22 protein-coding genes are annotated in these 22686 nt (G+C 63.3%); 3 read left to right on the top strand and 19 right to left on the bottom strand.

From position 1 onward, the window contains the following. Position 1 precedes the first annotated feature (1 nt). The 6 genes from AC07XM_RS07800 to ubiE form a co-directional block, all read right to left on the bottom strand. Positions 2-274: a twin-arginine translocase TatA/TatE family subunit gene (locus tag AC07XM_RS07800; RefSeq protein WP_016489564.1), complete on the bottom strand. Its 273-nt coding sequence runs from the start codon at positions 272-274 to the stop codon at positions 2-4. Between the two features lie 25 nt (positions 275-299). Continuing rightward, on the bottom strand, positions 300-635 hold the full coding sequence (locus AC07XM_RS07805) for a phosphoribosyl-ATP diphosphatase (RefSeq protein ID WP_016489563.1): 336 nt from the start codon (positions 633-635) through the stop codon (positions 300-302). Position 636: 1 nt separating this feature from the next. After that, the gene (gene hisI / locus AC07XM_RS07810; RefSeq protein ID WP_023049299.1) at positions 637-1029 is read right to left on the bottom strand and encodes a phosphoribosyl-AMP cyclohydrolase; all 393 of its coding nucleotides are present in this window, start codon (positions 1027-1029) and stop codon (positions 637-639) included. Positions 1030-1101: 72 nt separating this feature from the next. Next, complete coding sequence (gene ubiB / locus AC07XM_RS07815) at positions 1102-2721, bottom strand: ubiquinone biosynthesis regulatory protein kinase UbiB (RefSeq protein ID WP_102689458.1); 1620 nt, start codon at positions 2719-2721, stop codon at positions 1102-1104. Continuing rightward, entirely contained in the window at positions 2718-3341 is a 624-nt protein-coding gene (locus tag AC07XM_RS07820) for a ubiquinone biosynthesis accessory factor UbiJ (RefSeq protein ID WP_016489560.1), read from the bottom strand. The genes ubiB and AC07XM_RS07820 overlap by 4 nt, the downstream gene beginning before the upstream one ends. Beyond that, a complete protein-coding gene (gene ubiE / locus AC07XM_RS07825; protein WP_016489559.1) occupies positions 3341-4111 on the bottom strand; it encodes a bifunctional demethylmenaquinone methyltransferase/2-methoxy-6-polyprenyl-1,4-benzoquinol methylase UbiE in 771 nt (256 codons plus the stop codon). The genes AC07XM_RS07820 and ubiE overlap by 1 nt, the downstream gene beginning before the upstream one ends. Positions 4112-4235: 124 nt before the next feature. Between ubiE and AC07XM_RS07830 the strand changes: the two genes are divergently transcribed. After that, positions 4236-4511: a polyhydroxyalkanoic acid system family protein gene (locus AC07XM_RS07830; protein WP_016489558.1), complete on the top strand. Its 276-nt coding sequence runs from the start codon at positions 4236-4238 to the stop codon at positions 4509-4511. A 36-nt stretch (positions 4512-4547) separates the two neighbouring features. Here the strand turns inward: AC07XM_RS07830 and AC07XM_RS07835 are convergent, their stop codons facing one another. Continuing rightward, positions 4548-9281 carry a DUF6543 domain-containing protein gene (locus tag AC07XM_RS07835; protein WP_102689459.1) on the bottom strand — a complete coding sequence of 1578 codons (4734 nt, stop codon included), beginning with the start codon at positions 9279-9281 and terminating at the stop codon, positions 4548-4550. A gap of 182 nt (positions 9282-9463) precedes the next feature. Between AC07XM_RS07835 and AC07XM_RS07840 the strand changes: the two genes are divergently transcribed. Then, complete coding sequence (locus AC07XM_RS07840; protein WP_016489556.1) at positions 9464-9883, top strand: phasin family protein; 420 nt, start codon at positions 9464-9466, stop codon at positions 9881-9883. 10 nt (positions 9884-9893) lie between these two features. Next, positions 9894-10670 carry a phasin family protein gene (locus AC07XM_RS07845; protein ID WP_096426862.1) on the top strand — a complete coding sequence of 259 codons (777 nt, stop codon included), beginning with the start codon at positions 9894-9896 and terminating at the stop codon, positions 10668-10670. A 121-nt stretch (positions 10671-10791) separates the two neighbouring features. On the opposite strand, the gene AC07XM_RS07850 is transcribed toward AC07XM_RS07845, so the two are convergent. The 12 genes from AC07XM_RS07850 to AC07XM_RS07905 all read right to left on the bottom strand — a co-directional run bounded on the left by AC07XM_RS07850 (position 10792) and on the right by AC07XM_RS07905 (position 22581). Further along, positions 10792-11406, bottom strand: coding sequence for a TetR/AcrR family transcriptional regulator (locus AC07XM_RS07850; RefSeq protein WP_016489554.1), 615 nt, complete (start codon positions 11404-11406; stop codon positions 10792-10794). Positions 11407-11419: 13 nt separating this feature from the next. After that, positions 11420-13102 (bottom strand): class II poly(R)-hydroxyalkanoic acid synthase, encoded by a 1683-nt coding sequence (phaC, locus tag AC07XM_RS07855; protein ID WP_016489553.1) that lies wholly within the window; start codon positions 13100-13102, stop codon positions 11420-11422. A 41-nt stretch (positions 13103-13143) separates the two neighbouring features. Beyond that, on the bottom strand, positions 13144-13995 hold the full coding sequence (gene phaZ / locus AC07XM_RS07860; protein ID WP_016489552.1) for a poly(3-hydroxyalkanoate) depolymerase: 852 nt from the start codon (positions 13993-13995) through the stop codon (positions 13144-13146). 62 nt (positions 13996-14057) lie between these two features. Beyond that, positions 14058-15737 (bottom strand): class II poly(R)-hydroxyalkanoic acid synthase, encoded by a 1680-nt coding sequence (phaC, locus tag AC07XM_RS07865; protein ID WP_102689460.1) that lies wholly within the window; start codon positions 15735-15737, stop codon positions 14058-14060. Between the two features lie 268 nt (positions 15738-16005). Continuing rightward, the gene (locus tag AC07XM_RS07870) at positions 16006-16383 is read right to left on the bottom strand and encodes a gamma-butyrobetaine hydroxylase family protein (protein WP_016489550.1); all 378 of its coding nucleotides are present in this window, start codon (positions 16381-16383) and stop codon (positions 16006-16008) included. Positions 16384-16570: 187 nt separating this feature from the next. Beyond that, complete coding sequence (hslU, locus tag AC07XM_RS07875) at positions 16571-17914, bottom strand: ATP-dependent protease ATPase subunit HslU (protein ID WP_016489549.1); 1344 nt, start codon at positions 17912-17914, stop codon at positions 16571-16573. Between the two features lie 76 nt (positions 17915-17990). Then, entirely contained in the window at positions 17991-18521 is a 531-nt protein-coding gene (gene hslV, locus AC07XM_RS07880) for an ATP-dependent protease subunit HslV (protein WP_003249309.1), read from the bottom strand. 212 nt (positions 18522-18733) lie between these two features. Continuing rightward, entirely contained in the window at positions 18734-20005 is a 1272-nt protein-coding gene (locus tag AC07XM_RS07885; RefSeq protein ID WP_016489548.1) for a dihydroorotase, read from the bottom strand. Continuing rightward, complete coding sequence (locus tag AC07XM_RS07890; protein ID WP_008099987.1) at positions 20002-21006, bottom strand: aspartate carbamoyltransferase catalytic subunit; 1005 nt, start codon at positions 21004-21006, stop codon at positions 20002-20004. The genes AC07XM_RS07885 and AC07XM_RS07890 overlap by 4 nt, the downstream gene beginning before the upstream one ends. 12 nt (positions 21007-21018) lie before the next feature. Continuing rightward, the gene (pyrR, locus tag AC07XM_RS07895; RefSeq protein WP_016489547.1) at positions 21019-21537 is read right to left on the bottom strand and encodes a bifunctional pyr operon transcriptional regulator/uracil phosphoribosyltransferase PyrR; all 519 of its coding nucleotides are present in this window, start codon (positions 21535-21537) and stop codon (positions 21019-21021) included. Between the two features lie 49 nt (positions 21538-21586). After that, on the bottom strand, positions 21587-22012 hold the full coding sequence (gene ruvX / locus AC07XM_RS07900) for a Holliday junction resolvase RuvX (RefSeq protein WP_016489546.1): 426 nt from the start codon (positions 22010-22012) through the stop codon (positions 21587-21589). Continuing rightward, positions 22012-22581 (bottom strand): YqgE/AlgH family protein, encoded by a 570-nt coding sequence (locus AC07XM_RS07905; RefSeq protein WP_016489545.1) that lies wholly within the window; start codon positions 22579-22581, stop codon positions 22012-22014. Before AC07XM_RS07905 ends, ruvX begins: the two co-directional genes overlap by 1 nt. Positions 22582-22686: the final 105 nt, after the last annotated feature.

Below are 22686 nucleotides of genomic sequence, written 5' to 3' on the forward strand. Positions count from 1 at the left end.
GTCAGTCTTTCCGCTGCGGCTCTTGGACCGGTTGGGCCTGGCCTTCGATGGTGTGGCCTTGTTGCGGCTGGGCAGTGTTTTGCACCGGCGGCACCGGTTGGGCTGGCGGCGGCGTTTGCTCGGCCGGCTTGGTTTCTTCTTCGTTCATGGCCTTGCGGAAGCCCTTGATCGACTCGCCCAGGTCACTGCCGAAGTTTTTCAGCTTCTTGGTGCCGAACACCAGGACCACGACAACCAGCAGGACGATCCAGTGTTTCCAGTCAAAAATACCCATGGTGCTCTCCTAGAATGCGTTGTGCTCAAGCCGAAGGCTGTCGAGCGGCCTTTTCATCGTGCCCGGACAGCCCGAAACGGCGGTCCAGCTCATCCAGCACGGCTTGCGGATGCTGGCCCAGCGCGCTGAGCATCACCAGGCTATGAAACCACAGGTCGGCGGTTTCGTAGATGACATCGCTGTAATCCTTGCTGACGGCAGCATCCTTGGCGGCAATGATCGTTTCGACCGACTCTTCGCCGAGCTTTTCGAGGATCTTGTTCAGGCCTTTATGGTACAGGCTGGCCACATAGGAGCTGTCAGGCGCCGCTTGCTTGCGTTCTTCAAGCACTTCGGCCAGGCGGTTGAGGGTGTCGCTCATGTCAGTGTCCTGCGCTGTAGATGGCATCCGGGTCCTTGAGGACCGGGTCGACGATTTTCCACTGGCCGTCTTCATGGACGCGGTAGAAGCAGCTTTCCCGACCGGTATGGCAAGCGATATGGCCCAGTTGTTCGACCATCAGGATGATCACGTCGGCGTCGCAGTCCAGGCGCATTTCATGCAGCTTCTGCACATGCCCGGACTCTTCGCCCTTGCGCCACAGCTTGCCTCGCGAACGCGACCAGTAGATGGCGCGCTGTTCGCTGGCGGTCAGCGCCAGCGATTCGCGGTTCATCCAGGCCATCATCAGCACGCGTCCGGTCTTGTGGTCCTGGGCGATTGCCGGTACCAGGCCGTCGCTGTTCCACTTGATCTCGTCCAGCCAGTCTTTCATCGTCGACTCCAAAGCGGGCCCGCTCCTGTATCGGGCCCTTTGCGCTAGTGTGCCAGCCGCAGGCGCGGCTGGCTATTGGCGCACGATCAGGTAAAGGCCTGCGGCCAGCATCAGCCAGGCCGGCCAGGCTGCAGGGGCGGCCAGGCTGGCGGCCTCGGCGGCGCCAGCGGCCAGCACCGCGCCGCCACCGAGCAGGCCGGCGCCCAGCAGGCGCAGTGCCCAGCGATCACCCTGGCGGCGTTCCGGCATTTGCGGATCGTGCAGGTGCGGTTGCGACAGGCGTTCGAGCAGGTCTCGGGCCATGTTGGTCAGGTGCGGCAACTGCTCCACCTGCCCATGAATGTTGCCGAGCACGGCCTTGGGGCTGTAGCGGTCGCGCATCCAGCGTTCGAGGTAGGGTTTGGCGGTGCTCCACAGGTCCAGGTCGGGGTACAGCTGGCGGCCCAGGCCCTCGATGTTGAGCAGGGTCTTTTGCAGCAGCACCAGTTGCGGCTGCACTTCCATGTTGAAGCGCCGCGCCGTCTGGAACAGGCGCATCAGCACCTGGCCGAAGGAAATATCCTTTAACGGTTTTTCGAAGATTGGTTCGCACACGGTGCGGATCGCCGCTTCGAATTCGTTGACCTTGGTATGCGCCGGCACCCAGCCGGAGTCGATATGCAACTCGGCAACGCGGCGGTAGTCACGCTTGAAGAAGGCAAACAGGTTGCGCGCCAGGTAATCCTGGTCCTCGGCGGTCAGGCTGCCGACGATGCCGCAGTCGATGGCGATGTACTGCGGGCTCCACGGCTTGACCGTACTGACAAAGATGTTGCCCGGGTGCATGTCGGCGTGGAAGAAGCTGTCGCGGAAAACCTGGGTGAAGAATACCTCCACCCCGCGCTCGGCCAGCAGCTTCATGTCAGTGCGCTGGTCGGCCAGGGTGGCCATGTCGGTCACCGGTACGCCGTAGATGCGCTCCATCACCAGCACTTTAGGGCGGCACAGGTCCCAGTAGACCTGGGGCACGTACATCAGCTCGGAGCCTTCGAAGTTGCGCCGCAGCTGGCTGGCGTTGGCAGCCTCGCGCAGCAGGTCGAGCTCGTCGTAAATGGTTTTTTCGTAGTCGCCGACGATTTCCACCGGGTGCAGGCGGCGGGCATCCGCCGAGGCGCGCTCGGCGGCCTTGGCAATCAGGAACAGCCAGGCCAGGTCCTGGGCGATCACCGGCTTCAGGCCCGGGCGCACGACCTTGACTACCACCTCTTCGCCCGTCTTGAGGCGTGCGGCGTGCACCTGGGCCACCGAGGCCGAGGCCAGCGGTTCGACGTCGAAGCGGCTGAACACCTCACCAACCTTCGCGCCCAGCTGCGCTTCAATCAGTGCCACGGCCTGTTTCGGGTCGAACGGCGGCACGCGGTCCTGCAGCAACATCAGCTCGTCGGCGATATCGGTGGGCAGCAGGTCGCGGCGGGTGGACAGCAGTTGGCCAAATTTGATGAAGATCGGGCCCAGGTCCTGCAACGCCAGGCGCAGGCGCGCGCCACGGCTGAGCTCAGTGGGCTTGCGTGGCAGCCAGCGCCACGGCATCAGCAGGCGCAGGCTGGCCAGCCACCAGGGCAGCAATGGCTGATCGAACAGCAGGTCATCGAGACGGTAGCGAATCACCACACGCTGGATGCGAAAAAGACGGCGGACGGCGAGCAGCTTCATGCGTTTTCGCTGGTATCAAGGGATCGGGAGAGGCGCTTGATGCGCGCCTCGAGGCGTTCTGTATCGAGCTTCAGGGCATCGAGTTCGCTGAAGGCGGCTTCGGCTTCGCGTTTGCCTACCAGGGCGCGGGACTCTTCGGCCAGGTACTCGGAAAGGTTCTGGCTGAAGCGCGCCAGGCCCTGCCGGGTCCAGCGTGCACGCAGGCGGATGTGGCCTGCCAGCAGTGCCGTGGCGACCGGGCCGAGCCAGCGTTGCAGTTCGTGCTCCCAGTCCAGTTCCAGGTCCTGCAGCACGCCGAACAGGTCAAGCAGCACGGCGCTGTCGCCATGCAGTTCGACCTGCGGGCTGTGCAGCACGGCGGTCTTGTCCCCGGCCAAGGCCAGTTGCGCCAGGCTGCCGGCCGGTGCGCGCAGGCTGCAGTCGACCTCGCCCTCCCAGTGGGCGGCGAGCATCAGGCCGTCTTCATCGGGCAGGATGAAGACCTGCAGGGCCGGTTGGCGGCAGTCTATCTCGATGACCTTGCCTTCCAGCGCGGCCAGCCGCGGCAGGGCCGTGCTGTCCATGCGCAGGACGCGGTTCAGGCCATGTTCGACGCTGGCGAGCAGCCCGGCCAGCAGCATCAGGGTTTGATCCCCCGGTGCACGGCAACGATGCCGCTGGTCATGTTGTGGTAGGTGACGCGGTCGAAACCGGCCTCGACCATCATGCTCTTCAGGGTTTCCTGGTCCGGGTGCATGCGGATCGATTCGGCGAGGTAACGGTAGCTTTCGGCGTCGTTGGTGATCAGCTTGCCCGCCAGCGGCATGAAGGCGAACGAATAGGCGTCGTAGGCCTTGGACATCAGCTTGCTGGTCGGTTTGGAGAATTCCAGGATCAGCAGGCGGCCACCGGGCTTGAGCACGCGCAGCATCGAACGGATGGCTTCGTCCTTGTGGGTGACGTTGCGCAGGCCGAACGCGATGGTCACGCAGTCGAAATGGTTGTCCGGGAACGGCAGTTTTTCGGCGTCGGCCTGGACGAACTCGATGTTGCCGGCTACACCACGGTCCAGCAGGCGGTCACGGCCAACCTTGAGCATCGACTCGTTGATGTCGGCCAGCACCACCTGACCCGTCGGGCCGACCAGGCGCGAGAACTTGGCAGCCAGGTCACCGGTACCGCCGGCGATGTCCAGCACCCGGTTGCCGCTGCGCACGCCCGACAGCTCGATGGTAAAGCGCTTCCACAGGCGGTGCATGCCGCCGGAAAGCACATCGTTCATCAGGTCGTACTTGGCTGCCACCGAGTGGAACACTTCGGCGACTTTTTTCGCCTTCTGGCTTTCAGGTACGTCCTGGTAACCAAAGTGGGTGGTGGGTTCGGCGTGGTCGCCTTTGCGCTGGTCGTTCATATCGCTTCACCGGAAAAAATTACCGCCATTCTAGGGCGAACGGGCGGATTTGTCTTGGCGGGGTGTGCCAGTGGGCAGGGGCGGGCATAATGCCAATTATGTCTACATCTTCAGGAATGCCCGTATGACCCAGATCAGCGTTGAACGCAAACACTCCCTCGGCCGCGATGCTGCCCGCGCCAAGGCGCAAGCGCTGGTCGACAAGCTCAGCCGCGAATACGACCTCAAGGCCACCTGGAACGGTGACCGGGTCGATGTGGCGCGCAGCGGCGCCAACGGCAGCGTGCACATTGGCGAAGACATCATCCGTGTGGAGCTGAAACTGGGCATGATGCTGTCGATGATGAGCGGCACCATCAAGGGTGAAATCGAGCGGGCGCTGGACAAGGCGCTGGTCTGAGCCTGACGGGCCGACCGAGGTCGGCCCGTCCCACGATCAATCGGCAGGGAACGGTATGATGTCTGCCACATCTTCGCGCTTCAGATCGCCCCGGTAGATCTTGATCCGCTCGGCGGTTGTGGCCTGCTTGAGTTGTTCCTCTCGCTCCAGGCTCCGGGGCTCCCAGAACTTCAAGTGACCCTTGGCGAAGTCGAGGGCGCTGGCCTGCTTGCTGCGGTAATGAAAATGCGCCTCCCAAAGCACCGCTGTGGGGGCATGCGTGTCTCTGATCTCATACACGTCCAGAAAATCATCCGCGCGACGCGTCGGTTTCCTTGCCACGGTTGGCGTGATCTGCAGGCGCTGTTGTTCATGCAGGTAGCGCAATGCGGTGGCATCGGGGTGATGTGTGGTGAGGTAGGACTGGGTAAGCAGCCGTTGTTTCTCCGCCCGCACGTAGGCTACCGCTTCACGCAGTTCGCCAGTTAACGCGGCCAACCGGGGATCGTCCTTGATGCCCTTGATTTTGACGGCGATCTCGAGCATGTCTTCGATATGCCAGTCCATGAGGTTGGACAGGGCATTCGGCTCGTGGATATGGCGTGCGGCCTTGGCGATTCGCTCCTCACGGCTGGCGAGCAGGCTGGTGGCGCGCTGGCGCAGTTCGGAGGTGTCGAGGGCCACCGGTGGTTCCGCCGGTGCCAGCTCGAACCACTCGCCGTCGCGCTGCTCGAAGGTGCTGGCAGGTTGCTGAGTGACGGGGTCATGTTGAACCGCCCGGTTGCTGCCTTGCGCCCGGTCAACCAGTAACCTGCGACCTTGCGCCGTCCTGATCACCATGCTCTTGCGAGGATGTACACGGTACATCACTGGGGCGGGGGCGGGGCTTGCGCCGCTGTCGACGTTGACCAGGGCGCTGGCTAGTTGTGATTCCGTGATGTGCACCAGTACCGACAATTCCTCGATGTACGCTTGCAGTATGGTCTGGTCGATGGCCGGATGCTCGAAGGATTGTAGGTACTGGGCCTTGCCGAGCGTGGTCTCATACTCGCGCAATGCGTCGCCGAGCAACGCTGCCTGCTCTTCCTGGGGCAGGTTTGCAGTCGCGATCCCATCATGTGTCCAGACGGTTTGTGAGAACTGCCTGCTGTCCAGTGATTGCTGCACCGGTAGAAGATCGATGGCCACCTGTTCGGTCAGGCGCGTCTTGTCCAGCAACAGGTACGCCATGTCGCTCAGCTGCTGCGCACGAATGACCAGTGTTGAATAGGGCCGCAGCGCGATGGCCGCTTCGACCTTGGCTTTCTTGTCCTTGTTCGGGAACGTGATCAGCGGGTCCTCCAGCATTCGGGGCAAGAGGGTGTCAAGCCGCTCACTGACCGTGCGCAGGCGGCTGACGATGTCCAGCGTGTCACGCACTGCCTGGCGAAACGAAACATGGCGCTGTTTTTGCTCATCGGTCACAGGCACTTTTTTCAGGCCGACAGATTTTTGCTCAAGGCCCTGGTGGTCCGATTGTTCCAGCAGACGGCGAAGCAAGAGGATGTCGTTCTCGACCTGCGTTTCGGAAAGGACACCCAGGCTGCGTCGGGCGGTGCCTAGCGGGTCGAGCCTGGCGAACCTGGGCTCCATCAGCTGGCGCAGGAGGGAGGCATTGGTCTGCAGCAGTGACGCTTGTTTTTCCAGGCACAGCGATATCGTGCGAATCTGCGGCATAAGCTCGAGACGCCGGGCAGCCAGGTCCCGGTTCTGTTGCTGCAAGTGTTCGTCCATGGCTGCCTGGCCACCTGCCCTGGCCAGGGCCTTCCCGAAGGCGTTCGCCTCGGCATCGTAGTCGGTCATCAATTGCTGGTTGGCATCCAGCAGCGGCTTGATCTTTTTCAGGGCATTGTGATTGGCAGACACCGCTTGGTTCAAACTGTCGAACTGCTGTTGGTTTTGCGCAATGATCTGCTGCCGGCTTTTCGGCATGCCACCTGCCAGGGCGAGGTCCAGTACCCAGGTATCGTTCCGGCGTGTCAGCCAGGGGCCGTAACTGCGTTGGCGGCCAACGATATGGTAGCCGTCCGGGTTGCCACCCCAGCGGGCTTGCCATTCATCCACGTTTTGCGGCGGGCCGATGATCCGCAGGCCTGTCTCGCTTTCCAGCACCTCGTAGGCGACCTCGTGCAACTTCACGTAGTAGCGGTCTTCGATGGCATACAGCCCTCGAAGCCTGCCTTGGCGCTGCACCGTGCGCCCCTGCAGGGAAATGTTGGCCTGCAGTTGACCCAGCGCTTGTCGGGTTGGCGCTGGAAGGTTGCCCAAGCGTTGGTTGTCGCCCCAGCTCAACAGCGTGACGTGGGTTTGGGTCGGAACCGGCGATTGCCAGGCGCCTTCGTCCGGTGCCTCCCGCCAGGCCGCAGCAGCTGACGGTCGGGCTTCCAGGCTTTCAAGCCGTGGCAGAGGGCCTTGCAGCCGGGCCGAAGGGGGCTCAGGTGTGACGCTGCCAACGTCATGAATCAACAACATGGCGACATTGGCCAGCAGGTCAGTGACTGCCAAGGCCTGCGCTTCGGGTGTGCCTTGAGTGAGGGCAGACAAATCGTCCTTCAATGCTGCCACTGCAGCCACCACCCAGGCCACGGCCGCCGCCGGGCCTCGCAGCAGTGGCGTGGTGGCGTTGAACAGCATCCAGCCAAGCTGCCAGGCCAGCGCCCAGCGCTGCTGTGAGTTCGAGACCGTCTGGCGCGAGGCAAGAAGCAATAGCGCCTGGACTCTCGACTCGTGCAGCTTGATGTCCAGATCGCCCTGCCAAGGCTCATGCACCACGGTAACCGGGGTCCGCAGCGACTCCAGCGCAGCATCTGTCCACGCTGTGCCACCGCCCAGCCAGTGTGCCAGTTTCGACATGCGCGGATGCAGGTGGGGCCGAAGGAAGCCGCCATTCTGATAGACGGCCCGGTTTTCGTCATCTACCCAGTCGAGCACGTCCTGTTGCAGTTGTGGATTGGTCTGGATCTGAGCCATCAGTGCATCCAGGCTGGCATGTTCTGCCAAGGGTTGTTCGGCAAACAACGGGCGGTAAAGCAAATAGCTGGCGCTGGCCTGGACGTGCAGCACAAACATGCCCTGCACAGTGTCGCCTTCAGGGGCACCCTTGAACGGTTGCAGCACCAGTGGCGAGAAGGTCAACGGTTCTGCTGGCAGCGCTTTGCCCAGGCAGAATTCGACAACAGCCAGGCAGGCGGTCTCGCCAATCTGGCCGTCAATTTTCGCCTTTAGGGCCGTGAACGCCAGATTGCCACGCCATTCTCGGGCGAAGCGCTGGACTTGTTCGGGGTCATGCTCGAATGCCTGCAACTGGGCCGCCACGTGCACCGGGTACTGGCCGCCGATGTCCACCTCGGTGACCAGTGCCTGGAGGTAATCAAGGGTCATCCAGGCTTGCTCCGGCTGGCGCCCCTGATAGGTCAGGCCAGATGCCACTTCGTTCAGGTCGGTGTGCAGGCGCACTACGGCCATCTCGGTCAGGGTTATGCGTTTGAGGTGCCGCAGCACGGCCGGCCCTGTCGAAGACACAGGAACCACGACGGAAATCTCTATCAGCAGCAGGTCAGGGTCGAGCGGCGCCTGGTCGGGGTGGTCGAGCTGCATGCGCTCGCGAAGGCGCCTTCTGGCATAGGTGTCCAGGGGTTCGATGTCGTCCAGCGAACCTTTGCTGCCCGCCTGCGCCTGGCGAGCGCATAGCCGCAGCACTGCGTCGCTGTACAGCAGGCGGTCACTGGCGGCCGCCGAAGCCAGCCAGGCCGGCAGGGCGATGTCTGGTTGGGCTTCGTTCACCAGCCACTGGCCGGAAATATCGGAGGCGGGGTCTGTAACGGCGTCGAGCGTCTGTTCCAGCTCCTCGACGGTGCTGAACGAGGCCAGGCTCAGGCGGCCGAGGCGCTCAAGAATGCTGTTGAGCATGGCGGTGGCCTGGTGTTCGAAGGGGTCGCCCAGCAAGGGGCGATGTGCCCAGCTGAACGCCTCGAAGCGATAGGCTTGCGCCAACTGGTCGCGCAGGGCGCTGGCAAAGGTGGTTGCATCCACGTAGCGGCGTACTTTGCCCGCAGGGCTGCACCACAGCACCTGATCGGGGCCGAACAATACAAGGTCCGCCAGGGTGAACGACTGGGTGTTGCCCGACATGCCCAGCGATATCTGCAGGCCGCTGACGGCGGGGGTGTCGGCCCCATTCTCCAGCAAGCGATAGAGCGTGCCTTTGGCGGTGTCATCCAGCCCTTGGCGTTCAACCCCGTTCAGCAGCGAAGCTTTCAGCAGGTGTGCCAGCCAGCGCACGTTGGAGCGCTCGGAAATGCCGTCAGTGCCGGCCCAGAAGCTGATTTGGGCCTGCTCGAACGCATCGCCCAGAGCGGCCAGCAGTGTGTCGAAATCCTGGTTGAGCATTGCCATATCAAGCGTGATTCGCGGCTGACTGGCAGGGTTTTCACCTTGCTCCTGGGGGTAGAAGGGTTGCGGTGGTGCGATGCTGAGCTGATCCGCCGACCCCAGGTCCATGGGGCGGCCGTTCAGGTAGTGCTCGAGCAGCAGGGGCACCAGTGGCTGTACTGGCGGCTCGGAAGGTGCTGCCCTGAGCACGGTGAAACGCTCGAGGCCTTCAAGGTCCGGATAGTTGCGAACGATCCACGGGTAGCGATCGGCAAGCACGCTGAAGCCTTCGCTAGCCAGCAGCTGACGTAGCGTGGGGCGTTTGGCGAAGCGGCTGGCCACCAGCTGCCGATAGGTGGTTGTCGAGGAGGAAACAGCCATGCGAGTCGAGCTCCGTTTAGTCAATGAGCGCGAACGGTAGAAGCTGCATGGGTAACGGGTGAGGTAGATAGGTCGTGATGCGTGTTCTTAGGGTGTGGTTTCTAATTTTGTTCCCTACCTTAGGCATCAGCCCAGCGTTCATGGGCGCATCCTCCTCCACTGATGAACATGAGGCACTGAGCATGGCCAAAGTGACTGTGAAGAAAAAGGAAGACGCCCAGGGCACGCTGGGTGAGGTGCGCGGCTACGCGCGCAAGATCTGGCTGGCAGGTATCGGCGCTTATGCCCGCGTCGGCCAGGAAGGTTCCGAGTATTTCAGCGAGCTGGTCAAGGCCGGCGAAGGTGTTGAAAAACGTGGCAAGAAACGCATCGACAAAGAGCTCGATGCTGCCAACCACCAGATCGACGACGCCGCTGAAGAAGTCAGCCGCGTACGCGGCAAGGTCGAAATTCAACTCGACAAGATCGAAAAAGCTTTCGACGCGCGGGTAGGACGCGCCTTGAATCGCCTCGGCATTCCGTCTAAACATGACGTTGAGGCGTTGTCGGTGAAGCTTGAACAGCTGCACGAGCTGCTTGAGCGCGTCGCGCACAAACCATAAGGAGAGCAGGATGGCTGGCAAGAAGAATTCCGATAAAGAAAGCAGCTCCTGGGTCGGCGGGATCGAGAAGTACTCCCGCAAGATCTGGCTGGCGGGGCTGGGTATCTATTCGAAGATCGACCAGGACGGCCCCAAGCTGTTCGACTCGCTGGTGAAGGATGGCGAGAAGGCCGAGAAACAGGCGAAGAAGACCGCTGAAGATGTGGCCGACACCGCCAAGGCTTCGACCACCTCGCGTGTGTCTGGTGTGAAAGACCGTGCGCTGGGCAAATGGAGCGAGCTCGAAGAAGCCTTCGACAAGCGCCTGAACAGCGCCATATCGCGTTTGGGTGTGCCAAGCCGCAACGAGATCAAGGCCCTGCACCAGCAGGTGGACAGCCTGACCAAGCAGATCGAGAAACTGACCGGTGCTTCGGTTACGCCGGTTTCGTCGCGCGCTGCGGCGGCCAAACCGGCTGCGAGCAAGGCAGCGGCCAAGCCACTGGCCAAGGCAGCAGCGGCCAAGCCTGCGGCGAAAACCGCGGCAGCCAAACCTGCAGCTAAAACGGCAGCGGCCAAACCTGCTGCCAAGCCGGCGGCCAAACCTGCCGCCGCCAAGGCTGCGGCGGCCAAGCCAGCGGCAGCGAAGAAACCTGCGGTGAAGAAAGCACCGGCCAAGCCGGCAGCCGCGAAACCGGCAGCCCCAGCGGCCAGCGCGGCCCCGGCCGCTACCACAGCACCGACACCTGCCACCGCCCCGGCCAGCAGCGCCCCGTCGGCACCAAACGGCACCGGTACCTTGATCTGATACCGCATCGCCTTCTTCGCGGGCTTGCCCGCTCGCACAGGGACAGCGCCGATCAACGGGTCAGCGCAGGCCCTGTGGGAGCGGGCATGGCCGCGAAGGCCCCAGCGCCGAAACAGCAGGCCTACCCCTCCAGGTAGCGCACAGCCAACTGCTCCGCCGCTGCCCGCGCCTGTGCCTGCAGATGCGGCGCCACCAGCATCATCACCTGGTACACCACGATCCCCACATCCCCCTCGCGCCCCAGCACACGCTGGTAATCCAGCGAGAACAGCAGCGTCATCGTGATCTGCTCCACCAGCTGCCCCAGCGCCTGCGTACCACTCTCTACCAGCCCCTGGCCCTTGAGGCTGGCCAACAGCGCCGCCAACGTGCGCTTGAGGGCATTGATCAGGCTGCGCATGCCGCGTGCCAGCTTTGGCAGGCGGCCAGTGAGGTTGGAGAGGTCCTGAAACAGGAAGCGGTACTGCGACATGTGCTCGACAATCAGGTGCAGGAACAGCCAGTAGTCCTCGGCGTCCAGGCGCACTTCCAGGGGTGGGTCAAGCAAGGGCATCAGCGCGTCCTCGAAGCGCTCGAACAGGCCCAGCACCAAGGGTTCCTTGCCGTGGAAGTGGTAATACAGGTTGCCCGGGCTGATGCCCAGTTCGTTGGCAATCTCCAAGGTGGATACGTTCGGTTCGCCCTGCTGGTTGAACAGCTGCAGGGCGCATTCCAGGATACGGTCGCGGGTCTTCATCCGGTCGTCGGGCTCATCGGGTCAGGACATAGGTGCCTGGCGCCGGGCCGAGCGGTGGGTAGGTGCTATTGCCCAGCTCGGTACGGGGAGCCTTGAGCGGACCAGAGCGCGGTGTGATCCATTCCAGCCACAACGGCCACCAACTGCCGTCGCTGCGTTTGGCCTCGTAGAACCAGGCGCGCGGATCGCTCGCAAGCTTGGGGTTTTCCAGGTAGTAGGCCTTGGGGTTGCCCGGTGGGTTGATGATGCTTTGAATGTGCCCGCTGTTGGCCAGCACGAAACGCCGGTCGCCACCGAGCAGCAGGGCAGAGCGATACACGGCGTCCCACGGGGTGATGTGATCGTTGCTGCCGGCCACGGTAAAACTGTCCAGGTCGACCTGCTTGAGGTCGATGGGCGTGCCGCATACTTCAAGGCCGGCCGGGTGGGTGAGCGGGTTGTGCTTGAAAAAGTCCAGCAAGTCGCCGTGCAGTGCCGCCGGCAGCCGTGTGTTATCGGCGTTCCAGTAGAGGATGTCGAACGCGGGTGGGGCTTTGCCAAGCAGGTAGTTGTTGACCCAGTAGTTCCAGATCAGGTCGTTGGGGCGCATCCAGGCGAAAATCCTCGCCACCTCGCCGCCGTCCAGTACACCCCGTTGATAGGAACGGCGCTTGGCCGCCTCGACGGTCTGCTCGTCGGCGAACAGGCTGGCCGGGCTGTCGAACTTGCTGTCGAGCAGGCTGACCAGGTAAGTGGCGCTGCGGATCTTGCGCAGCTGATGTCTGGCCTGCAGGTGGCCCTGCAGTGCAGCCATGGTCAGGCCGCCGGCACAGGCACCCATCAGGTTGGGGTCGCGGTTGCCGCTGATGCTGCGGCAGGCGTTCAGCGCTTCTTCCAACGCCTGAACGTACGAGGACAAGCCCCATTCGCGGTGGCGCGGGTCGGGGTTGCGCCAGCTGATCATGAACACCTGCAGGCCGTTCTTGAGCATGTACTGGACGAAGCTATTGTGCGCCTGCATGTCGAAGATATAGAACTTGTTGATTTGCGGTGGTACCACCAGCAGGGGCCTGGCGTGCTGTTTTTCACTCATCGGCTTGTACTGGATCAGCTCCAGCAGCTCGTTGCGAAACACCACCGCACCGGGTGTCGCCGCCAGGCTGCCACCCACCTCGAAAGCGCGTTCGTCCACTTGGCGCGGCAGGCCGTCATTGTGACGCAGGTCGTCCAGCAAGTGGGCCAGGCCACGCACCAGGCTTTGCCCGCCGGTGTTCAGCAGCTCTTTGACGGCCAGCGGGTTGAGCAGCGAATTGCTCGGCGCCAGGGCGTCGTTGATCATGCCGAACAGGAAGTGGGCGCGTGCCCGATCATCGTCATCCAGGTGGCTTTCGTCGATCCACTGGCGCGTCTGCTTCTGCCAGGCCAGATAGGCCTGCAGGCCCCGGCGGTAAAACGGGTTCTGGCTCCAGGTCGGGTCGTTGAAGCGGCTGTCGCGAGGGTTGGGCTGATAGGGCGTGTCGCCCAGCATCACGCGGCCCAGTTGGCCGCCGAGCGCCAACAGGTGCCGCGCAGTGTGCAGCGGGTTGGTCAAGCCGTGGCGGCCAACCCTGCGCAGGGTCGACACCAGGTCGCGCCCACGCAGGCCAAGCATGGCGTTATGCACGTTCATGCTGGTGGCGGGCAGCGGTTTCGTTCCTTTGGCCGGTTTGTCTGTCATGGCAACACTCCCTCGTCTTCCCGATGCTTGGGCAGCGACAATCAACCGCCAGAGGCGGGGCGCGGGTGCATGACCGCGCGCTGACGTTCTTCCTGGAGAAACTTCATGATGATCGGTGCGACGGCCTCGGCCCGGGTAATCAGGAACAGGTGGCCATCGTCGATTATGTGTAGCTGGGCATTGGGAATCCGCCAGGCCAGCAGGCGCATGTTGACCAGCGGGATCAGCGGGTCGTCGTCACCGGCCAGTACCAGCGTCGGCTGATGGATCTTGTGCAGCCAGTGGATGCTGGTCCAGCCCAGGCCGGCGAATAATTGCCAGTAGTAGCCCAGCTTGCCGCCCGAGCGCACCTTGGATGCATGATGCATGGCCAGGTCCGGGTCGCGGCGGAAGGCACCGCCGTAAATCAGCGGTGCAATACGGATCACATGGGAGGGCTGCACGTAGCGCCGTGGACTGGCCATCATCCACAACACCTTGGGTTTGCCCGGCACCATTACCGCGCCGGCGGCAGTGGCGGCCAGCACCAGTTTTTTGCAGCGTTCCGGATAGTCGTGGGCGAACTGCTGGGCCAGGGCGCCGCCCCAGGACACACCGATGGCGTTGACTTGGCCGTAGTCCAGGTAATCGAGCATGCGCGCTGTGAGCTTGGCCAGGCCAGGAAAACGATAAGGGTGGCGCGGTGTGGATGATCCACCCACGCCGGGTACATCGAAGGCAATGACCTCCAGGTCCGGGTCCAGCGCCTCGATGAAGGGGAACACCAGCTCCAGGTTGGCGCCGATGCCGTTGAAGATCAGCAACGGGGTCAGGTGCGGCTTGCCTGGGCGGACGGCGGTGCGAATGGACTGGTCGTCCAGCTCGACGGTCCTGAAGATATAGGGTTCCGGCATGCGTTCGACTCTTTCGTGAAAAAAGTGCCGTGGCGCGCTCATGGCTGCCACGGCAATGCAACTCAGCGCTCGTGAACGTAGGTGCCTGGGGCGGCTTCGCCAGCTGCATAGGCACGGTTGCCCAGGCGGGTTGGCGCTTTTTTCAGCTCCCCGGCCCGCTCGCTCAGCCAGCTTTGCCAGTGCAGCCACCAGGAGTCGGCGTGCTTGGTGGCGTTTTCCTGCCAGGCCACCGGATCACCCGGGCGATCAGCCCCGGTCATGAAGCGTGCCTTGGGGTTGCCCGGCGGGTTGAGGATGCTCTGTATGTGGCCGCTGTTGGACAGCACGAACTCGATCTTGCCGCCGAACAAGTGCGCCGAGCGGTAGCACGATTGCCACGGGGTGATGTGGTCGGCGGTACCGGCAACGCTGAAGATGTCGCAGTGCACATTCTTCAGGTCGATCGGGGTGCCGCACACTTCCAGTGCGTTCGGGCGTATCAAAGGGTTGCTTTTGAACATCTCGATCAAATCGCCGTGGAAGGCGGCCGGCAGACGCGTGGTGTCGTTGTTCCAGAACAGGATGTCGAACACCGGCGGCTCGTTGCCGAGCAGGTAGTTGTTGACCCAGTAGTTCCAGATCAGGTCGTTGGGGCGCATCCAGGCGAACACCTTGGCCATTTCGCTGCCTTCCAGCACGCCAGCCTGGTACGAGTGGCACTTGGCGGCTTCCAGGGTTTGTTCGTCGACGAACAATGCGACCTGGTTGTCCATGGTGGTGTCCAGCACGCTGACCAGCAGGGTCAGGGCATTGACCTTGTTTTCGCCAATGGCGGCGTAGTGGCCCACCAGCGCAGTACAGGTGATGCCGCCAGAGCAGGCGCCGAGCATGTTCAAGTCTTTGCTGCCGGTAATCGCCAGTACGGCGTCGACGGCTTCCTTGAGTGCATCGATGTAGGTGGACAGGCCCCATTCCCGCTGGGCCTTGGTCGGGTTGCGCCAGCTGATGATGAAGGTTTGCTGCTGCGAGCGCAGGCAGTAGCGGGCCAGGCTCTTTTCCGGGCTCAGGTCGAACACGTAGAACTTGTTGATCTGCGGTGGCACCACCAGCAGCGGGCGAGCATGCACCTGTTCGGTGATGGGGCTGTACTGGATCAGCTCCAGCACATCGTTGCGGTACACCACCGCGCCTTCACTGGTGCCCAGGTTCTTGCCCACTTCAAAGGCGTCCATGTTCACCTGGCTGGGCATGCCGCCATTGTTGACCATGTCCTTGGCCAGGTTGGACAGGCCATCGAGCAGGCTCTTGCCGCCGGTTTCGAAGAAGCGCTTGACCGCTGCCGGGTTGGACAAGGTATTGGTCGGCGCCATGGCTTCGGTCATCAGGTTGATGACGAACTGGCCGCGGCTGATGTCCTGGGGTGGCAGGTCGCTGTTGCCGATCCAGTCCTGCAACTCGTTGCGCCAGGCCAGATAGGTTTGCAGGTAGCGGCGGTACAGCGGGTTGTTGCTCCAGGCCGGGTCGTTGAAACGGCGGTCGTCGCTTTCCGGGGCCAGGCTGGACTTGCCCAGCAGCACGTTTTTCAGTTCCAGGCCAAAGTGGGCCACATGCTTGGCGCTGTGCAGCGGTTGGCGCACGGCCTGGCGCAGCACGGTGCGTGCCGAGCTCAACAGGTCCTTGCGGCGAATGCCGATGACCGGGTTCAGCCCCAAGGTGTTCTCCGAGGCCTGCCGCTGCAGCTCATCGTTGTTCTTGTTACTCATCTACGACGCTCCGTTGTCCTGAGACGAGTACCGGTTGCTGTGGCGGGGGCACAGCCCTGAGCCCGGTACTGCTACTCGGGTGACCAGTGATAAGGAACAGCGGTGCTGCGGGGGTTCTGACTGCCTGCAAAGTGATGCAGGGAACTTGCCACACCCATTGGTTACCCGACTTTCATGTAATGCGCAAGACAGCCCTTCACTGGCCTGTCTGTAAGTCATTCAAACAGATGAATTTAGAAAATGCGCTCTAAACCCTGAAGACCTTGCGCTAGAGCATGAGTTTGACCACCGATTCGGCCGGGTCGCGGGATTTTCCGGCCTTGTGCAGCTCGTCGAGGTATTCGGCCCACAGCTGTTCCTGGCGCAGACACAGCTGTTCCAGGTATTCCCAGGTGAACAGGCCGCTGTCATGGCCGTCGTCGAAGGTCAGTTTCAGTGCATATTGGCCGGCAGGCTCCAGGCCGACCAAGCCGACGTTGATCTTGCCGAACTGCAGGATGGGGTTGCCGTGGCCCTGGACCTCGGCGGAGGGGGAGTGCACGCGCAGGAGTTCGGCGGGCAGGTGGTAGACCTCGCCGGGGGCGTAGGTGAGGGTGAGGGTTTTCGAGGCTTTGTGCAGGTTGATGGCAGTGGGCAGGCGGGCCATGGGCAGAATCTCTCGGGAGCTGATGATGCACAGCTTCGGGACATTCTGGGGATTGTGCAAGGGGGCTGCTTTGCAGCCCAGTCGCCGGCAAGCCAGCGGCCACGGGTACTTCACAGCATCAGAGTTGTGATAATCCTGTGGGAGCTGGCTTGCCGGCGATTGGGCCGCACAGCGGCCCCCTGCGGTCTTACAGAATGTAACGCGACAGGTCTTCGTTCTGCGCCAGTTCACCCAGGTGGCTGTTCACATACGCAGCGTCGATCTGGATTGGCGTTTCGTCATGTGCGCTGGCCAGGTCGCCGGCGCTGAACGACACTTCTTCGAGCAAACGCTCAAGCAGTGTGTGCAGGCGACGGGCACCGATGTTTTCGGTCTTTTCGTTGACCTGGTAGGCAATCTCGGCCAGGCGCTTGATGCCGTCGGCGATGAACTCGATGTTCAGGCCTTCGGTTTTCAACAGGGCCTGGTACTGCTCGGTCAGCGAAGCGTGCGGCTCTTGCAGGATGCGCTCGAAGTCTTCCGGGGTCAGTGCCTTGAGTTCGACACGGATCGGCAGGCGGCCTTGCAGCTCGGGCACCAGGTCGCTCGGCTTGCTCAGGTGGAACGCACCCGAGGCAATGAACAGGATATGGTCGGTCTTGACCATGCCCAGCTTGGTGTTGACGGTGCAGCCCTCGATCAGCGGCAGCAGGTCGCGCTGTACGCCTTCACGGGACACATCGGCGCCGCCAACATTGCCGCGCTTGGCAACCTTGTCGATTTCGTCGATGAACACGATACCGTGCTGCTCGACTGCTTCCAGGGCCTTGGCCTTGAGCTCTTCCTCATTGACCAGGCGGCTCGCTTCTTCATCGCGAACCATCTTCAGCGCCTCTTTCACCTTCAGCTTGCGCGCCTTGCGCTTGCCTTTGCCCATGTTGGCAAACAGGCTCTGCAGCTGATTGGTCATTTCTTCCATGCCGGGCGGCGCGGCAATTTCGACGCCCACGGCATCGGCCACTTCGATTTCGATTTCCTTGTCGTCCAGCTGGCCTTCACGCAGGCGTTTGCGGAACAGCTGGCGGGTGTTGGAATCGCTGCTGGTCTGCGCGGCTTCCTCGCTGAAGCTGGTCACCCGCGCCTGCGGCAGCAGGGCATCGAGGATACGGTCTTCGGCGGCGTCTTCGGCGCGGTGGCGCACGCGGATGATTTCCTGCTCGCGCAGCATCTTCAGCGCGGCGTCGGCCAAGTCACGGATGATCGACTCGACGTCGCGGCCCACGTAGCCCACTTCAGTGAACTTGGTGGCTTCGACCTTGAGGAATGGTGCGTTGGCCAGCTTGGCCAGACGACGGGCGATTTCGGTCTTGCCGACACCGGTAGGGCCGATCATCAGGATGTTCTTGGGGGTCACTTCGGCACGCAGCTCGACAGGCAGCTGCATCCGGCGCCAGCGGTTGCGCAGGGCAATGGCCACGGCGCGCTTGGCGTCGTCCTGGCCGATGATGTGGCGGTTGAGTTCGTGGACGATCTCGCGGGGGGTCATGGACATGATCAATAGGGTCCTTGGGCAGATGAGTCAGCGTGGAAAAGCCCCTTCACCGGGAAGAGGCGCCAGAGCAGCTGAATCAGTCGGCCAGGTCCTGCTCCTCGATGGTCAGGTTGTGGTTGGTGAACACGCAGATGTCGCCGGCGATGTTCAGGGCGGTTTCAGCGATTTCACGGGCCGAGAGGTCGGTCTTGTTCAGCAGGGCGCGGGCTGCGGCCTGGGCATAGGCGCCGCCGGAACCCATGGCGATCAGGCCATCTTCGGGTTCGACCACGTCACCGTTACCGGTGATGATCAGGGAGGCATCCTTGTTGGCCACGGCCAGCATGGCTTCCAGGCGGCTCAGGGAGCGGTCGGTACGCCATTCCTTGGCCAGTTCGACGGCAGCGCGGACCAGGTGGCCCTGGTGTTTCTCCAGCTGGCCTTCGAAGCGCTCGAACAGGGTGAACGCATCGGCAGTGGCACCGGCGAAGCCGGCGATGACCTGGCCGTGGTACAGGCGGCGCACTTTCTTGGCGTTGCCTTTCATCACGGTATTGCCGAGGGAAACCTGGCCGTCGCCGCCCATGACGACTTTGCCGTTACGGCGGACAGAAACGATGGTGGTCAAGGGGAGAGTCTCCACGCAGCGGGGCGAAAGTGCCTGATGCAGACTCATATGGGGGTGGGGTGAAAGATTTCAACCGGGGGGGATGAATGGTTAATGCTCTCCAGCACAGGCCTCATCGCCGGCAAGCCAGCTCCCACAGGTCATCACAGGGCTTGAGGGCAGTGATTTCCTGTGGGAGCTGGCTTGCCGGCGATGGGGCCTGTGAGGGTTACTCAGGCCTCGTGGCAGATGTGGCCATCGACCAAGGTATAACGCACCGCACCCGGCAGGCAGTGGCCGATGAACGGGCAGTTCTCGCCCCGCGACAACCACTGCTCGCCAGCCACTGTCGAGGCTTGTGGGTCGAACAGCACCAGGTCAGCTGCGCCACCCACCTTCAGCTCGCCCGCGGGCAGGCGCAGGGCGGCTGCCGGGCCGCTGCTTAGGCGGGCCAGCAAAGTTGGCAGGTCGAGCAGGCCGTCCTGCACCAGGGTCATGGCCAGTGGCAGCAACAGCTCGACGCTGCTGATACCCGGCTCGGTGGCACCGAACGGTGCCAGCTTGGCGTCGCGCTCGTGCGGCTGGTGATGGCTGGAAATCGCCTGGATCACGCCCGATTTGACTGCGGCGCGCAGGCCATCCCGGTCTTTGGCAGTGCGCAGCGGTGGCTGCACGTGGTACAGGCTGGAAAACTCGCGCAGCGACTCATCGGTGAGTATCAGCTGGTACAGCGCCACATCGGCGGTCACCGGCAGGCCGAGCTCCTGCGCCTGGGCAATCAGCTGTGCACCACGGGCGCTGGTGATCTGGCTGAAGTGCGCACGCACACCGGTCTGTTCCACCAGCAGCAGGTTGCGCGCCAGGGCCACGGTTTCTGCGGTTTCCGGGATGCCCGGCAGGCCGAGGAAACTGGCCATGGCACCTTCATGGGCCAGGCCGCCTTGGGCCAGGTCACGGTCCTGGGAGTGGAACACCACGGTCAGGTCGAAGGTGGCGGCGTACTCCAGGGCGCGGGCCAGGGTCCGGTTGTTGGGGATTTGTTTCAGGCCGTTGCCGAAGGCCACGCAACCGGTATCGCGCAGGGCCACCAGCTCGGCCAGTTGCTCGCCTTCAAGGCCTTTGGTCAGGGCGCCAATCGGGTACACCTTGCTGTTGGCGGCCTCACGGGCGCGGTCCAGGATCAGTTCGGCCACCGCCGAGGTGTCCAGCACCGGCTTGGTCTGCGGCGGGCAGCACAGGCTGGTGACACCGCCGGCAACGGCAGCGCGGGTTTCGCTGGCGATGTTGCCTTTGCGGCTGTAACCCGGCTCACGCAGGGACACGCCCAGGTCGACCAGGCCCGGTGCGGCGACCAGGCCATCGGCCTGTATCGTACGGCTGGCGCTGAAACCGGCCGGTGCGGCGCCAATGGCGGCAATGCGGCCACCGTCCAGGTGCAGGTCGGTCACCTGATCCAGGCCGGTCGTGGGATCGATGACCCGGGCGCCAAGAATGCTGATGGTCACTGGGCGTTCTCCTGGTCGAATTGACGTTGTGCGTTCTGCCCGCTCATGGCCATGGACAGCACGGCCATGCGCACGGCGATGCCGTAGGTGACCTGGTTGAGGATCACCGAGTGTTTGCCGTCGGCCACCGCTGATTCGATTTCCACGCCCCGGTTGATCGGGCCCGGGTGCATGACGATGGCATCAGGCTTGGCCCCGGCCAGGCGCGCGGTGGTCAGGCCGAACAGGCGGTAGAACTCGCCTTCGCTGGGCAGCAGGCCGCCGGCCATGCGCTCACGCTGCAGGCGCAGCATGATCACCACGTCGACATCCTTCAGGCCTTCGGCCAAGTCGGTGTAGACCTTCACGCCGTACTGTTCGATGCCGATCGGGATCAGGGTTTTCGGGCCGATCACGCGGATGTCCGGGCAACCCAGCGCTTTGAGCGCCAGCATGTCGGAGCGCGCCACGCGCGAGTGCAGAATGTCGCCGACGATGGCCACCGAGAGGTTTTCGAAGCTGCCTTTGTGGCGGCGAATGGTCAGCATGTCGAGCATGCCCTGGGTCGGGTGCGCGTGGCGGCCATCACCGCCATTGATCACGGCGACATCCGGGCACACGTGCTCGGCGATGAAGTGCGCGGCGCCGGAGTCGGAATGGCGCACCACGAACATGTCGGCCGCCATGGCCTCGAGGTTGCGCAGGGTGTCGAACAGTGTCTCGCCCTTGCTGGTCGAGGAGGTCGACACGTTCAGGCTGATCACGTCGGCCGACAGGCGCTGGGCTGCCAGTTCGAAGGTGGTGCGGGTGCGGGTCGAGTTCTCGAAGAACACGTTGCACACGGTCTTGCCGCGCAGCAACGGGACTTTCTTCACGGCCCGGGCACCGACTTCCAGGAAGGAGTCGGCGGTGTCGAGGATCTCGGTGAGCAGTTCGCGGGGCAAACCGTCGAGCGAGAGGAAGTGGCGCAGCTGGCCCTGATCATTGAGCTGCAGCGGGCGCTTGGCGTCGATTGGCGTCATCGCGGGGGACTCTTAAAGGGCGGAAGCGGAGGCGAGGTCCTGGCGCTCGAGGGCGAGCGGTGCGGGTCCGGTCAATTTTACCCGTTCATGGGCGGCCAGCGACAGGGTGGCACCGAGCACATTCGGACGGATCGGCAATTCGCCGGCGTCCAGGTCCAGCAGGCAGACCAGGGTGACGCTGGCCGGGCGGCCGTAATCGAACAGTTCGTTGAGCGCCGCGCGGATGGTGCGACCGCTCATCAGTACATCATCCACCAGCACCAGGTGCTGGCCCTCGACCTCGAACGGCAGCTCGGACGGGCGCACTTGTGGGTGCAGGCCGTTCTGGCTGAAGTCGTCGCGGTAGAAGGAGACGTCCAGGGTGCCCATCGGGCTGCTGTCGCCCATGGCTTCCTGCAGGGCCTGGGCAACCCAGACACCGCCGGTGCGGATACCGATGTAACGGGGCTCGGTGATTGCCCGGCGCGCCAGGTGGGCACGAAGGTCGACAGCCATCTGCCGAATCAGGTCGGCGGGATTGGGTAGGCTCATTGCGGGCTCCTCGGAAGGGGGCGCCGGGCGGGCCCGGCGGCAAAGATGATCAGGTATTGGCCTCCAGCCAGCCTTGCAGCAACAGGGCGGCGGCGATGGCATCGACCGGGTTGTCGCGGTAGCTGCCGCGCTGGCCGCCACGGGCCATGCGTTCGCCTTTGGCTTCGAAGGTGGTCAGGCGTTCGTCGTGGGTATGAACCGGCAGGTTGAAACGGCCGTTAAGGCGGCGGGCGAACTTCTCGGCGCGGGCGCTCATTTCGCTGGGTGTGCCGTCCATGTTCAGCGGCAGGCCGACGACAATGGCATCGGGTTTCCACTCATTGATGAGCTTTTCCACCTGAGCCCAGTCCGGCACGCCGTTCTGCGCCTTCAGGGTGCACAGCTCGCGTGCCTGCCCGGTGATCACCTGGCCGACGGCCACGCCAATCTGTTTGCTGCCGTAGTCGAAACCCAGCAAGAGGCGTAGTTCGGCCATCAGGCGTGGCCCGCCTGGCTGGTCAGCAAGTGCAGGTTGATCCCCAGGCTGGCGGCCGCTGCTTCAAGGCGCAGGTCGCTGGCCCGGTCAAAGATGATTTGCGCGTCGAACGGGCAGTTGAGCCAGGCGTTGTCGGCCAGTTCCGCTTCCAGCTGGCCCGCCTCCCAGCCGGCATAACCCAGTGTGATCAGGCTCTGTTTCGGGCCTACCCCTGCGGCAATCGCAAGCAACACATCCTGCGATGTGCTCAGTGACAGCCCTTCCAGGGCCACGGTGGCCTGGAAGCTGCATTCGCTGCTGTGCAGCACGAAGCCGCGATCGGTCTGCACCGGGCCGCCCTGGTAGATCGGCACCTGCAGGGTGCTGGCCGGCGGCGTTTCGTCCGGGCGCAGCTGCTCGAGGATGTCGGCCAGGCTCAGTTCCTGCGGCCGGTTGACCACCAGGCCCATGGCGCCATGTTCATTGTGCTCGACAATGTACGTGAGGGTCTGGGCGAAGTTCGGATCGGCCATGTGCGGCATGGCGATCAGGAACTGGTGCTTGAGATAGCTCGGGGCGAGGGTTTTCATGGGGATAGTGTGGCGCCAGGCGGCGAGGCTGACAAGGTGCGGATTTGTGTCGCTTGGTTGGCGGCTGTCTTGAGGTTTTTGGCGCTTATGAGATCGAGCGCCGCC

Source organism: Pseudomonas sp. GW460-LB5, assembly GCF_059423245.1.